At 38.5% G+C, this 14,566-nt stretch carries 16 protein-coding genes; 8 read left to right on the top strand and 8 right to left on the bottom strand.

Annotation, left to right across the window (positions count from 1 at the left end):
- Positions 1-265: 265 nt before the first annotated feature.
- The 5 genes from JMY00_RS12460 to JMY00_RS12440 form a co-directional block, all read right to left on the bottom strand.
- The gene (locus tag JMY00_RS12460) at positions 266-1,516 is read right to left on the bottom strand and encodes a PD-(D/E)XK nuclease family protein (protein WP_201580378.1); all 1,251 of its coding nucleotides are present in this window, start codon (positions 1,514-1,516) and stop codon (positions 266-268) included.
- Between the two features lie 51 nt (positions 1,517-1,567).
- A complete protein-coding gene (locus JMY00_RS12455) occupies positions 1,568-2,005 on the bottom strand; it encodes a DUF1810 domain-containing protein (protein WP_201580377.1) in 438 nt (145 codons plus the stop codon).
- 91 nt (positions 2,006-2,096) lie between these two features.
- Positions 2,097-2,771 (bottom strand): hypothetical protein, encoded by a 675-nt coding sequence (locus tag JMY00_RS12450; protein ID WP_201580376.1) that lies wholly within the window; start codon positions 2,769-2,771, stop codon positions 2,097-2,099.
- Between the two features lie 27 nt (positions 2,772-2,798).
- On the bottom strand, positions 2,799-3,890 hold the full coding sequence (locus tag JMY00_RS12445; protein WP_201580375.1) for a WYL domain-containing protein: 1,092 nt from the start codon (positions 3,888-3,890) through the stop codon (positions 2,799-2,801).
- A gap of 54 nt (positions 3,891-3,944) precedes the next feature.
- Complete coding sequence (locus JMY00_RS12440; protein ID WP_201580374.1) at positions 3,945-4,808, bottom strand: protein phosphatase 2C domain-containing protein; 864 nt, start codon at positions 4,806-4,808, stop codon at positions 3,945-3,947.
- Between the two features lie 187 nt (positions 4,809-4,995).
- On the opposite strand from JMY00_RS12440, the gene JMY00_RS12435 reads away from it, so the two are divergent.
- From JMY00_RS12435 to JMY00_RS12405, 8 genes are all read left to right on the top strand, one after another.
- Positions 4,996-5,646, top strand: coding sequence for a hypothetical protein (locus tag JMY00_RS12435; protein ID WP_201580373.1), 651 nt, complete (start codon positions 4,996-4,998; stop codon positions 5,644-5,646).
- Positions 5,647-5,787: 141 nt separating this feature from the next.
- On the top strand, positions 5,788-6,858 hold the full coding sequence (locus JMY00_RS12430) for a WG repeat-containing protein (protein ID WP_201580372.1): 1,071 nt from the start codon (positions 5,788-5,790) through the stop codon (positions 6,856-6,858).
- A 216-nt stretch (positions 6,859-7,074) separates the two neighbouring features.
- Positions 7,075-8,028: a WG repeat-containing protein gene (locus JMY00_RS12425; protein ID WP_201580371.1), complete on the top strand. Its 954-nt coding sequence runs from the start codon at positions 7,075-7,077 to the stop codon at positions 8,026-8,028.
- A 91-nt stretch (positions 8,029-8,119) separates the two neighbouring features.
- A complete protein-coding gene (locus JMY00_RS12420) occupies positions 8,120-8,896 on the top strand; it encodes a hypothetical protein (RefSeq protein ID WP_201580370.1) in 777 nt (258 codons plus the stop codon).
- Between the two features lie 34 nt (positions 8,897-8,930).
- Positions 8,931-9,656: a hypothetical protein gene (locus JMY00_RS12415; protein ID WP_201580369.1), complete on the top strand. Its 726-nt coding sequence runs from the start codon at positions 8,931-8,933 to the stop codon at positions 9,654-9,656.
- Positions 9,657-9,695: 39 nt separating this feature from the next.
- Positions 9,696-9,821: a hypothetical protein gene (locus tag JMY00_RS13705; RefSeq protein WP_277350422.1), complete on the top strand. Its 126-nt coding sequence runs from the start codon at positions 9,696-9,698 to the stop codon at positions 9,819-9,821.
- A gap of 122 nt (positions 9,822-9,943) precedes the next feature.
- On the top strand, positions 9,944-10,960 hold the full coding sequence (locus tag JMY00_RS12410) for a CAP domain-containing protein (protein ID WP_201580368.1): 1,017 nt from the start codon (positions 9,944-9,946) through the stop codon (positions 10,958-10,960).
- Positions 10,961-11,360: 400 nt separating this feature from the next.
- Positions 11,361-11,672, top strand: a complete 312-nt coding sequence (locus JMY00_RS12405) for a DUF1244 domain-containing protein (protein WP_201580367.1) — start codon at positions 11,361-11,363, stop codon at positions 11,670-11,672.
- 75 nt (positions 11,673-11,747) lie between these two features.
- On the opposite strand, the gene JMY00_RS12400 is transcribed toward JMY00_RS12405, so the two are convergent.
- The 3 genes from JMY00_RS12400 to JMY00_RS12390 all read right to left on the bottom strand — a co-directional run bounded on the left by JMY00_RS12400 (position 11,748) and on the right by JMY00_RS12390 (position 14,294).
- On the bottom strand, positions 11,748-12,191 hold the full coding sequence (locus JMY00_RS12400) for an SRPBCC family protein (RefSeq protein ID WP_201580366.1): 444 nt from the start codon (positions 12,189-12,191) through the stop codon (positions 11,748-11,750).
- A gap of 81 nt (positions 12,192-12,272) precedes the next feature.
- Complete coding sequence (rluF, locus tag JMY00_RS12395; RefSeq protein ID WP_201580365.1) at positions 12,273-13,277, bottom strand: 23S rRNA pseudouridine(2604) synthase RluF; 1,005 nt, start codon at positions 13,275-13,277, stop codon at positions 12,273-12,275.
- 312 nt (positions 13,278-13,589) lie between these two features.
- Positions 13,590-14,294: a hypothetical protein gene (locus JMY00_RS12390; RefSeq protein ID WP_201580364.1), complete on the bottom strand. Its 705-nt coding sequence runs from the start codon at positions 14,292-14,294 to the stop codon at positions 13,590-13,592.
- Positions 14,295-14,566: the final 272 nt, after the last annotated feature.

The raw sequence follows: 14,566 nt of genomic DNA, 5'->3' as shown, positions 1-14,566 counted from the left end.
ATTAATATTTATAAAATATTGAAATCTACCAAAAAATAAACCGCCCTACCCCTAGAGATAAGACGGTTTAACAAATTTAGGCTGAACTGTAATGGTCAACTAAACTAGGACACCTGATAAGTGTAGCGGCATAGTAAAATTGGATGATTTTCGCGAACCTTGCTTCTCATAATGATATTATCCACATTTCCATAGAGTTATAACCAGCATTGTAGTTTGGCTCATAAAAATAGTTTTTTTGTTAGTGTGAGGTCAAAAGCCTAACTCAGTCACTAAAAAAACCTTTTTCATTTAAAACCTGAAACACTGTATCCATTTCTTCCAAAATTTTATCTGCCATCGTACCTTCATTTATCATTAACCATGCCTCACTCGAACCTTTCCAATCCTGCGGATCAAAATAGTAATACGCAGGCCAAAGTGGTGCAGCACCAACATTATTTTTAGTTAACTCTCTATTCAAAACAAATTTCATATTACTAGATTCCACACAATTTTTGACTTCTTTTCTAGGATTAAATTTGATGCCTAAGCATGGGCGATCAAAATTTGCTCCTTGAAACTCAAAGGAAATATACCCTTTATTATAATTAAGGATTATAAAGTTAATCTGTTCGTAATTTTTACCCGTACCGATATAGCTGACATCTAATTGATATAAACCTTTATTATATTTTTCTATAAATTTAGCTTTCACATCTCGTATCAACTTTTGTATGAGCTCTTTTTTCATCTTGTCTACATTGTTTGATATCTGAATGCTAGCTTCTATATTCTCTACACTTTTCTTCATGATCTCTAAAACTGCATTATCTTCGTTCATATCTTCTATCCCCATAAACTGTTTCTGAACAAACTTAGTTAGCTGTGCAATAAATTCACTGACACTATGATTTTGGCATTCTACTTGACACGCTTTGAGCCAACTAATCAGACCGCTAAATCTAAGATGACTATATTGATTGCTGGTTATCCAACCTTCTAAAGTTTTAGTATCAACGCTATACTCACTTGGTACGTCATTATCTTCGTTTAGATAAACAAGATGCCAAAGCTTATGTTTTCTATTTTTAAGTTCAATAGCATAATCTTTCATTTGGTCCAGCTGATCTGCTGCATAAGGTTTATTTTCGATACAAATACCGTAGCTTTCATCACCCACCTGACATCTTAAGTAAATATCCATACGGCGTTGGGTATTACTTTTCCCCGTTATTTCTTCAAGAAAAACGTCTGTTTTCTCAAGATTGTTAAGAAAAATCTGCCAGTTATCATTTTTATATATAACAGGTAAACAATGCTCAACAAATAACTTTAAAAAGCTTTCCTGTTGAGCATGACTCCCTTTAGGATCAAGTAGAGCTGCCAAAATACGACTAAGTCCTAACTCATCGGTACTAATATAATCAAAAGTACTGAAGTCTGGAGACAATTGACGGCTATAAAGTGCTTGCGCTGTCTCTAATGCGTTAATCTTTTGGCTCACATCATTTATCAAACTTTGCACGATACTCATACTCATCTATCCTCTTAAAATCTCACTCGATTTTATTCACTTGTATTTCTGTTAATTGATTTGCTTTAACATATTGATAGTGTTTATATCGTAACTGCCAGCGTAGAACTGATATAAGAGTTGCTCAAATACACACTTATTACCAGCGGCAAAAGCGAATAACGTTAGCGAAGATTGCAGCTTCAAGTTGTCCGGTGAACCAAAAATATCTAAAGCGCTCTTATCAGGATGCAGTAGCAATAATTCAGCACACTCTATTAACCGTGCTCCAAGGACCTCATGCTGTAAATACGCTTTCGCTTGCTCCAGACTCCCTATTGCAAAGCGTCGAGACATTTTACTGTGCCCTAACCCTTTCACCTGTGGAAAGATAAACCACATCCAATGCGTGCGCTTACGACCTTTGGTCAGCTCTTCAATCACTTGTGAATAGATAGCATCTTGAGCTTGAATAAAATCATCAAATAAATCTTTATCTGTCTTTGTCATCTTCTGCATTCCTTGCGATTTAAATAATGAGCGTTTGCCGACCTACCACACTCACAACGTAGCTCAAACTATATTTGTATTTAATGCTAGGCTAACCTGCCACATATATCGCGCCCATCCAGCAATGGTCGGCTTTATCAATCACCCTATTGCCGTAAAACACTTCTGAATCATCAGAAATCCGACTTTCAACAGCAGTTGTGATGCTAAAAAACTCATCAAGAGATAGCTTATGATCGCTTTCAATATCAAGCATCATATAATCGATACTAAGACCTTCAGGAATTTGATTGAGCAGATGATTAACGGTACTTTTTACTTGTTCTGAGTCTGGCTTACCGGTTACAGTATTCTGTATAAATTTAGCAGTCTTTTCAGCCCCGCAGGATCTTTTGATATCATTAACATCTATACCAACCTTATCCCGATCAGATAGTACCGATTCAAATACGCTTATCACCTGCTCGACTTCATCCGCTTTGCAAATAATGATCCCGTCTATTACTTCGAATCTATCAATATGCTTATCTGTGGTTTGTAGTGCAAACAATGTGCAGCCGACTTGTTGTTGTAGATTTAGCAATGACTGTTCATCCCAACCATCTTCGATAACAATAAACCCAACCTCAGACAAGAGGTAGCTATCTGATTGTGGCGTATATAAAGTAGCTAAAGGTATGGGCTCTATCTGAAGCTCATCATTATCTTCTTCGTTGATATCGTTTTTTATAGTCTGTTTATCTGTAAAAATACTATCTACTGTCATACTCGGCCCCTCTTTAAAGTGAAATCATTAATTACGGTTATAAAGCTGCATCCCACTTTCTAGGCGCTCAAGAATAACTATCTTTAGCTCTAATGGTTCAATGACGACGGACAATTGCGACATACTTACCAGCCAATCTTGCAGACGAGTAGTGTTAGCAACCGTAGCGCTGACCTGATTCCAAGTATCATCGATAATAGTAATTTGCTGATCTGTCGATAATGGACGCTCATATAGATGCTGACAGGCGTATTTCTGTACTTTTAAAACCAAGTTGATTTCGACATTTTTACCAAACTCTAGCTTGCCTAGCTTCTGTAAGCTATTTAATGTAAAAACGTCACGCCCTACCCAGTCAGGTATTGGCTTATCTATGACTATTGCCTCGGTAATACGATTGACTGCAAAATTACGATGCTCCTTTAGTAACACATCATCATCGATATGATCATCAGCAGAATTAAAACCTGTGAGATAGATCATATTGTCAATAAAGATCAGTCCTTTAGGATACATCACTCTTTGAACTGGTTTTTCGTCCCATTTATTTTGATAGCGTATTCGTAATTGACGATTCTGTAGTAGAGCCTGATGAATACTTCCAATCACCTCACTATCAAGCTTTGGCGCTTGAACGATACTGAGCAGTGTAATGAGATGATCTTGCCATTGTCCTAGCCGACTTTGATGAAAACTCTCTTTATCTTGTCGACGTAATTGATTGAGCTTGTCTGTGATTGCTTGTTTAAAAGATACTGGTAAGTAGTTTGCAGTATATTTATCTAGCATTTCCCAAAAGAATACGGTTTGCTCGTTAATAACATCGATGCTAAAGCCGGGTTCAATATAAAACCGTGCCGTCTTGCCACTGATATTCTTGCCCCATGCTGGCACCCGAATTAATGCGTCACTATAGAAAATATCGTTAAAGACTTGGTTTAAGCCAATCAGATCGTTCTCTAAGTTTTTGCGCTCATTTGTATGATTATCAGGGTTATTACCATAGGTGTTCATCAACTCCGTCAGTGACACAGCATCCGCTGCACTACGAGGAAGGCTTTGATATAAAGCAAACAGACGTGTTGACTTTGTATAGCTGGCGATAGGATGTGCAGGCATAGTAGCTTCTCTATTGGACTGATGAAGTAATCAATTTATTATTAAAATACAGGCTCAATCAAAACGAACCAAAATTGCAGTGCCATTGTCATAAGCATTGCCATCGGAGTCATAAACTTGATTCTTAAGATTGATTAGCCAAGCTTGTAAATCGGTTTCAGCATTGACAAGTGCCCATTCCTGGCTCGGCACCAAGTCATGAATACCATCCGTACAAACCAAGAGACAGTCGCCACTATTAATATCAATCTTGCAAGAGCTGTCTTTTGGTGATTCACTGCTTAGATAACTGTCATCAGCCGTTAATGCAAAGCATTCAGTAATACTATATAGACTCCCCGCCATTCCTTCTCGGTTATAGTCAGAAAACTCCACTTGGCGACCTTGCTCTTGCGCTTTCTGGTCAATGAGCTCATTCAATAGATTATGATCTCGAGTCAGACACTGCCATTGTGACGTCCCTTTAGGCAGCCAGTACACACGGCTATCACCTATATGCGTTATCGTTGCCTTTATTGTTCCATCACTATTTAACTCTCCAACCACCATTGCGAGGGTTGCCGCCGCACCATGACGCTTAGATGAATGCTTAGTTTGATTAATCAGCTGATAAATATCTTCTGAAGTAATACTCTTCTGATTAACCCACAACCGCCTGATTGCTTTTACCACCGCTTTTGAACAGTGCTGCGAGTGATTAGAGCTTGCCACGCCATCAGACACTGCTAGACAAAATGGTAATGCAACTGGTGTCACTGCCATCACACCTAGATCTTCTTGATACCAATTATCTAAAAAGAAAAAAGCGTCTTGCTGCAGGTTATTACTGGCATTTCCTAGAAAGGTAATTGCACAGGTCTGTGCAATAGAAGGAGTTTCTTTTAAAGGACAATGGTCAAGAGGAGCAGGAGCAGTCATGATGGTAAGCCTATATGTTTGTCATAGAGGCTAGTATATCTGACTACCTATAAAATAATTTTCTAGGTTACATTTACTGAGGTTTTCGTTCAAATGAACTTCATTTTTATATTGAACTAATGTTTGTATATAAAATAAAATAAATTATTGCTAATATGTAACTCTTTTATTTTATCGGACATATGTTATGTATCAGAATAAATCTTTTCTTTTGAGTGTCAGCTTAGTAGCTGTAGCAAATTTATCAGGCTGTGCTGAAGTAAGCACATTAACAAAGGATTTTAGTACATCTGTTGGTCAAGGTATCTCTACCATAGTTAAAGATATTAACACCAGTATAACTACACCTACTTCAGTGAAGTCTCAAAATCAGAATGCTGCTTCAATTCCTCCGACAGATATGGTTTTTTTGATGGGTTGGATGGAAGATGCTTGTCAAGGTAGTGTCGCACCATATGACAAAATTTCAGATCGTTATTATGCTTTTAAAGATACTGTTATTGACATGGATAATTCACGTGCCAAGCCTTATTCTCAATGGTCACCAGAATATCGTGATCAGATTCAAAATGTTGTAAAAAGTACAGATGGGTCCTATGTAACTTTCTCACTGCCATTGAAGAATGCCTATTATAGAAAACAACCCTTAAAAGCTATAGAGATTGGCTACCGTGAGGAAACTGAAGGCGCTCATGCGAAATTAGTCTTTACTCAATCTGCGAACGTTACCGCAGTTGTCTCAAACTTTAAAACTCGCAAAGTCGAAGGTATGGGAGGTATGTACAATAGTGGCGCTACCTATAACGCTAAAGAAAGAAGTCTAAACTGTGAACTTTAGGCCAGTACTCATTAAAACATACAACAAGTAATTCTAATTTCTGACGTATCTTCATTAAAAATTTGTTTATTAAAATATATATTCCTACATCATTACTGTATTTTGAATCAACAATATTAGAAAGTAAAAAGGACCACTAGGATGTTACGAAAAAAGGCGATTGCCTTAACAGTTATAACAAGTCTCTTATTTTTTGGTTGTAGTAAAAGCGAGTCTGTTCCAAGTACTAGAAATGTTAACGACGATATCAGTATCAAATCAACCAAAGTAGAAGCTGCGTCAAATATAGAGCCAAATATAGAAGTAGCACCAGGAACGGAAGAGACATCAACCACAGATTCTGTTTCTAAACTGGTTCAATACGTAGTCCCCAATGGTGAGTACTCAGAACAATGCGGGTTCAAAAACAGCGAAGGTAAAATCGTTGTAAAAGCAGAATATGATTTCTGCGGTACGTTCCATGAGGGCATGGCCTATCTACTCAAAAAGAATCTAAAGTCTGACTCTGACGGAGGCTATTACCTTGGATACAGTAATAGCTCAGGTGAGCTTGTGATTCCAGTGAATATTGAAGCAGATTATGGGTGGATGTTAGATGCTAGAAACTTTAGCGAAGGCTTGGTCGCTATTTTAAATAAAGACCAATGGGGATATATGGACAAAGAAGGCAAAACTGTAATTCCCTTTGATTTTGACAGCGCTAGTGACTTTATTAATGGCATTGCCACAGTATCCAAAGACTACAAATATGGTGCGATTGATCGTTCTGGTAAAGCGGTACTTGAGTTTAAATACAGCCACCTTGGTGATTTTAAAGAGGACCTAGCATCCTTCAGTCCAATGAATTCAGATAAGCAAGGCTTCATTAATGTAAAAGGTAAAGAAGTCATTGCTCCAATCTGGGATCAAACAATGCATTTCGCTGAAGGACGAGCTGCTGTTGCTAAAGGCGACTACGAAAACGCCAAGTGGGGATTTGTTGATACCTTAGGCAAAGTCATCATTGAACCTAAATATGATGGCGTCTTTGTTGATCCAGGTGGGGATTCTCCCGATGTCATCGGTGGCTACTTTGAGAATGGCACTATAGATGTTTATCAAGAGGGCGAAAATGGACAAGTAACGGCTATTACTATTGATAAGAATGGCAAAGAGCTGAAACGTAAAGACTATGCGAGCACCTTAGATGTACTAGAGTCAATGTATAACTAGACTACAAGAAAAACTCTAAAGTATTTAGTGGTTTAGAGCTCTGTTCTCATCCAATAGGAATAGCCATCTAAACCTTTTCTGATTTAAACCCTTATTTGCTAAGGTTTTATTAGAAACTACCGTTCGTCGGATCGATATTTAGACGCCAAATTAGTCGATATAATTTCAAATACAAATCGAGACCAACAGAAACTTTAATTACGAGGAATGCAACTCATGACTTTACCCCCTACCCGTTTGCTACCCCTAGTCGCCCTACTAACCTTTGCTACATGTATTCTTCCCGCTCAGGCCTACGTAGATAACTGTAAGCCGCCTAAGACAAATTATGCTGAAATTGCTTGTACTGCAGATAGCAAATACTTTGTCGGGTACAACTCTGATTATAGTGTTAGAACCTTATTAGATGAGCAAGGCAGAGCGCTAGTAAGCTCAAAAGGCTATGACGATGTAGACTACTACGGTATCAGCAATGGCGTCTTTGCAGTAATGAAAAATAACAAAGTCGGCTATATGAATACCCGAGGTAAGCTTGTGGTACCAACCATCTACGATACTATGCGAGACCCTAATGATAAATACGATGAGTCATGGTCTGAACCCGTATCTGACGGTCATATATTAGTCTCTAAAAACGGCAAACTGGGTCTTATCGATACATCAAACAAAATTGTCATGCCCTTCACGAATAAATATCCTTCTATAGAGTCATTTAGTGAAGGTATGGCTCCAGTAATGTCAAAATCTTATAAATGGGGCTTTATTGATAAAAGTGGTAAGGAAGTTATTAGGCCTCAGTATGACGGTATAAATGGTAATTTTGGCGGCGTCTATGGTTTTTCTCAAGGCTTAGTTGGCATGAAAAAAGGTAAGAAATGGGGCTATATTACTAAAACTGGTAAAGTCGCTGTACCTTTCGTATACGATGAAATACGTCCGTTTAGTGAAGGTCTCGCCGGGGTATTAAAAGATGGTAAATGGGGGTTTATTAATGGTGCAAATAAAACTGTGATTCCTTTTAAATACTCTGATAGTAATGTCGAACGATATAGTTCTAACTTTATGGGGGCCACGTATTTTATTTTTAATGAGGGTACAGCCCAAGTTGCGACCATCAATCAGAAACAAATATGCATCAATAAATCAGATAAAAAGATAGCCTGTCAATAGATTGAGTCTGCTTTAGCAGCTCAAACCACTTCTCTCAATCTATGTCTTTAGTATCGTGATTTAACATATTTTTAATTTTAAGGAACTTTTTATGCAGGCCAATCATATCTTATCTATATTCGCAATAAGTAGCTTAATGGCTATATCGGGATGTTCTGAAACCACTTCAGTAGAGGAAACGACAAAGGTCACTACTCCTGAAGAAATAGCTCCTACGACAGTAGTCGCCACTGATTCAACGGCTATTGCTGAACCTGTAGTAGAGACTGAAGAAATAGAAACTATCGAAGCTATTGACGAAAATCCTCCTAGATTTTCTAACGTTACTGACTATTTAGCATTGAAATCTAATACAGACTGGAGTTGGGAATCGCTAGCAGATACTCCTGATATTAAAGAGTGGTATAGCAAAGCGCCTACCAAAAACGAATACTCACCCGAGGATCCTAGTTACTCTATTAGAGGAGGTCTTGACGATTATGGTGGCATGGTAGTTTATGGTACCAAAAAGCAGCCAGAGATAATAACTATTGGTTCAGGTCAAGCGGTTATGGAAGATGAGACTGGGAGTGCTGTATATAAACTCGGAGACATATTTAGAGCCAGCGAGATTACCCGAGTGAAATCGAACTGTGATACGGGCGAAAACGAGCTATTCTCACAACAGTTTTATAAATGGCAAAAGCCAGGGTATCAACCGCTTTATATCTACTCAATCATAGATCATGCAAATGCAGGTACCTCAAGTAATGTTGGTATTGCCAAAAGTTTGGATAAGTTCTTTGAATCTGATTATAGTAGCGCCCTTATGGACTTGAGAGCTTTAGATGCTGACTATAACGATATTACTTGCACCTTTGATCTTTAATATCTTTTTAATTTTAAACTTAACGGAATGAACTATGAAATCAAAAAATACGTTATCTGTGTTGGTTATTAGCAGTTTTATAGCCTTATCTGGCTGTGCCGAAAGTAAAACGATAGGTAGTACCGTAGGAAAAGGGGCTTTGAGTCTTGTTGATAGTTTTGCTACAGGTGTACAAAAAGGTATCGATGAATCTTTCTTAGGTAACAACAGTAAAGCAGCAAACTCTACTAACAAAGTCAAAACTGCCACCACCATTGCCACAAAAACATCAAATACTATTACAAGTAAGGATATGGTTTACTTATTCGGCGGGATGGAAGATGCTTGCTCAGGTGAAAACCCAGCTTACAACGGTGTAAGGAAAAACTTGTCTGCATTTACCGAGAGTTTTCAAGGTAAAAAAGGGTATGACAATTTCGTCAAACCTAGATCTGAATGGTTACTAGAATATCGTGACATGATCAAAGAGATTAAATATAGAGATTTTTACGATAACGAACTGTCCGGTGATTTCGGTGAGTACAAAGTGATATTTGAGAACGGTGTGAAATATCGTGGTCAACCTTTAGAGCAGTATATTTACAAATATAGAAGGGAGTCACACGGCAGCGTTGAAAGCCTTAAATTCTCATCTAGCGCCAATATGATGGCTATATGGCCAAATTTCAAAAGTCGCCCATTTGATAGTTATGGCGATATCATAGATATGGGCGCAGTCTATATACCACAAACAAGAACTATTGCCTGCGAATTTGAATAACTGTAATTTGAAAAAACTGTTTCTATTAAGGATAGTATAATGAAAAAAATTTTAGCAAGCCAAGGTGTAAGCAGTGTTGTATTCCTAAGTTTATTCCTTGCGGCTTGTGGCGGAGGCGGTAGTCCTGATGGTAATTCTGATAAAACAAGACAACGCCGCCGCTAGTAGTAGAAACACCAACTGACCCAGCGCCGACCGATCCAACACCAACTGATCCCTTACCTACGGATCCAGTTGACCCAGAACCTACTGACTCAATTGATCCAGTTGAGACTGATTATACGCAGGTGACTATTAGCTCTTTAGGCAACCAAGAGCAGTTGGGTGCTAGTTTATTAGCTTCTAATATGATTAGCCTTAACCGTCAATCATGTGATCTTGGAGGTGTTTCGCATGATGAAGAGTTGGCGGCCATCTCTCGCAAACATGCAATGTACTTGCAATACTTATATTCTAACGGCAAGGTAAACTACAACCCACATTACGAGCACAAACTGGTAGGATTTGAGTCAATATCAGGTGACGCTAACCCTTACTTTACAGGCGGCACACTTACTGAGCGCATCAAAACCGCTGGTTACACAGCGCCAGGTCTTGTAATCGCTGAAAATATCACTCAAAAAGAGTCGTTTAACTCCAATGGCATGGTTAACACGCCAAATCGAGAAGCTAAAGACTTTATCAAGGCTTTGTTTGCTGCACCTTATCACTTGCAATCGCTTGTTAACCCGAGCTTTGATAAGACAGGCACAAGTGTTATCACTTATACGCCATTTGGAAAAAGTCCGACTTTGAATAATGGATTTATATTAGTCAATAGTTCATCTGGAACAACAGCCAATACAAACTACCCTAAAAGTGGGTTAATAATTTATCCTTGTGAGGGTGTTATAGACACCTCTACAGCGTTATGGACTGAATCCCCAAGTCCAGTAGCAGGTACAGGTCGTAACTTGCGTACAGACCCTATTGGGCAACCAGTTTATATATTCGCTCCAGAAGCAGACAAAATCAAAGTTAGTAATATTGAGTTTTATGACACCGTTCGCAAGACTGATGTGCCTGTTGATTTGATTGACGATGAAAATGTTCCTCAAAAAGGCACGGTATACGATCTTCCAGAGAACAAAGCGTTCATTTTACCAATTACCGATAGTCTGAATAGTTGTGGCGTTACCTCTTCAAAAACAAACTGTGGTCTTTATGCTAATACCAAGTACACAGTAAGCTTTGACTTATTGGTCAATGACAAGACTTTGCAAAGGAAGTCATTCAGCTTCACAACAGGCGATACAAATTACTAAAACTGCCACTGATAAAAAACAGGTACTAAAGAGCACCTGTTTTTTTGGCAAAAGAATCGGCGAATAATCTTTTCACCATTGCATGATGTTTAGCTATACTGAAGACACCATATAGATAGAATTTATAAACTAACGACTTGCTGAAGCGTTTAGTATGACTAAAAAAAGCAACGCTACAGTACGAAAACCAAAGGAAAAACTGACTCATTCTTGACGACAGCATATGTAGAGATGAAGTATGGTTTAATATTATGATTAAAAAGGTTTAAACAAATGAGTCGAAGCTATGATGAGTTTCGGTGGGCGTGTTTTTAATATAGAACGACATAGGTTGCGCAATATTTATATCGTTAGTATCATTTCAGTTTTGAAACGACTCAATTATAACTAGGAAAATATCATGGCAAAATTAGAATCAAACATCGAGTTAGAAGCTGCAGCATTTCGTCGTTTACTGACTCATTTAGACGAGCGCAAAGATGTACAAAATATTGAGCTAATGAACCTTGCCGACTTTTGTCGTAACTGCTTATCTAAATGGTATAAAGCGGCTGGTGAAGAGCGTGGTATTGAAATCGAATACGAGGATGCGCGCGAGCTTGTCTATGGCATGCCTTATGCTGAGTGGAAAGAGAAGTATCAACAGAAAGCAACGCCAGAGCAATTAGCGCGTTTTAACGAGATTGAAGCTGCTAAGAATAAAACGGATTAAAACTGACAGTGATGGCTCAAATAAAACAAGCCACCAGTAGAGAGTAATATCAGAAAACCCAACATTGCCGCTAGATTAGCGGCTTTCTATAGATTTGAGTATGCTACTAAACCCTATGGTTCCTTGTTTCTGCATTTGACGGTCAAATAGTCGACCGACTAATGGCAATGGTACCATCAATCGACCCTCAGATACCCAAGTCACGTGTGTGGTGCCATCGCCCAAGTCTTTTAAATCAATGACGCCTTTATCATGCTGCATTTTTATAGGTTTAGATTTTTCGATTTGGTATTGCATATGAGTAGGACGCTCAAACGCTGTAATCCGCTCCCAGAACTTAACAGGTCCCGATTGAATGCTACGTAAAGCCCCGACGCCATTGCGCTCCTCGTCACCTTCATTCACCAACTTAGCCACTCCCACCGCTTTAAATGAGCCATAACTGGCATGGTCACTCAGTGCTTCAAATACCTCATCAATCGGTTTTTTGACAATGCGCTCTACTTTTATTTTAAACATAATACTATCTCATCAAGACTAAAGTTATTTAGCTTACTGCTATTTTAGAAATAAATATAGCAGTCACATTGTGAAAAATTATTACCGTGAAGATCCTCTACCTTTCGAAGGACGCCTGCCATTGGTAGTAGGTTTGCCATTGCCTCCAGACTTACCATTACCCCCTGACGGCTTACCACGACCAGTAGGACGTCCATCCCTACCTTTAGAACCTGCTGGTTTTCTAGCATCATCCTTGGCATATTTGTTACGCCCCTTTGCTGCCCCTGCCGATTTTGTAGATGGTTTTGACTTTGACGAAGCATCCGTACGAGGTTTCTTTCGTGGCGCATTGCGAGATTTCTTGTTTGAGTGATTATCTTGCGAAGAAGAATCTTCTACAGATTTAAGTAACACAGACAGCTCTTTTGGAGTCAAGTCCCGCCAGTCACCAACGGGAAGACCTTTGAGACTTACATTCATAATCCGCGTACGTTCAAGCTTGACGACTTCGTAGCCAAAGTGCTCACACATACGACGAATTTGACGGTTCAAACCTTGTACGAGCGTGATATTAAATACATTAGGAGCTACTTTAGTCACTGGGCATTTTTTGGTCATCTTGCCGAGCATCGGCACACCGCCCGCCAAACCTTCGATAACACTATCCGTTAACGGCTTATTTACTGTAACTAGATATTCTTTCTCGTGATTATTGCCAGCACGCAATACCTTATTGACCAAATCACCGTTATTAGTCAAAAATATCAAACCTTGGGAATCTTTGTCCAAACGGCCAATCGGAAAAATACGCAAACTATGTCGCACAAAATCGACAATATTATTTTTCTCGGAGCTTTCCGTGGTGCTCACAATGCCCACTGGCTTATTCAACGCAATAAAAATAAAATCATCAGGCTCTCGTGGCTCAATAAGCTGCCCATTAACTTTTACTGCATCACCAGCGACCACTTGATCACCTACCGACGCACGTTTGCCATTAATGTATACATTACCTTGTTCAATAAAGCGGTCAGCGTCTCGCCTAGAGCAAATACCACTTTCGCTGATGTATTTATTTAAACGAGTCGAGGAAGCGTTGAACATAAAGCACCGTTTTACCTGATAAGAAGCGTTTTTTGCTAAGAAAAAAGCCTAAATTGAATGGATCAACAATAACGAAATAGCTCACATTATATAGGAAATCGACTGACCCTTTGAGGGGAGATGGATAAAAACCTAGAAATGTATAGCGTCATGTAATTTTGAATGATGACGAAAGAACTTATTTATGAGGTTGTGAGTTTAAAAAGCCTCACCATTCATCATACGAGCAGTGAGGCTTTTTTCTAGTTTTTCAGCTATATAATTTTTCAAATCTGTTCTTTTGCTGATTACTCTACTAACTTATCTTACTCACTATTCAGCATCATCCAACAGTTTATTAAGCTCGTCCACCATGGGATCGTCAATGATACTGCCTTCTACATAGCTGATTATCTCATCTACAGTCGTCAGATCCATTTCACGAATGCCTAAACTGGCCAGTTGAGCATTAATCGATTCTAAGCTGTCATTATCTTCAGTATCATCTAATAAATCTTCTTCAAATCTACCTCTGACAAACCAGTACATTTTTTCTAGTACGGTTTCTTTTTTGGTCAAAGTAGAATAACCGTCGCCATAAATGAATAGGTTAAAATGATAAGGTATCTCTACATCATTAATGAAGAAAGTACGTTGGCACTCTAATGTATAGGCCTGAATCTCTTCGTTTTCAGCGCTTTCATCACTTTTGTTGTCTTCATCATATTCAATCGCTTCTTCTATCAACTCACCTAATATCTGATAGTCGCCGACTTTGATTTTGTGATTATAAATGATAGCAGAGTCTGCAATTGCATCAAAAATAATGGCACTGACATCTAAGGTATGGTTATCGATATCATAGAATGCTTTTAACGCTGGCAAAAACTCGGTCAGCTCTCCTTCTGGCACTTGAATGAGAAACTGCTGCTCGTATATTTTAATCATATCTTCAGGAGCATAGGTATTAGCAGTATTGGTCTCGTTTCTACCTGTTGGCTGCAAAGGTAAAAAATTATACGGGTTATGTTTGGTCATTCAGAACTGCCTTTTTGCTTAAGTTAAATTTGTTAAATATCAGTGTTGCTCAATCTCTAAGAGCCTTTGAACGCGCTACTATGCTTCAGTACCGTAAAACTTTAGGATTTATGGGCGTATTGTCTCTTATTCAGGCAATTTTAGATAGACAGTTATAAATATACAAGTTCAATCACTCTGATTTATACAGACAGTCAGAGTAATAAAGACTAAGAAAAGATACTAGCCAGCAGCGGCTCAATATCTTCTTCTCTTTTCTCTAAGACTACTTA

It is taken from the genome of Psychrobacter sp. Pi2-52 (assembly GCF_904846705.1).
GTDB lineage: Bacteria > Pseudomonadota > Gammaproteobacteria > Pseudomonadales > Moraxellaceae > Psychrobacter.
This window is presented reverse-complemented; position numbering and strand designations above follow the sequence as displayed.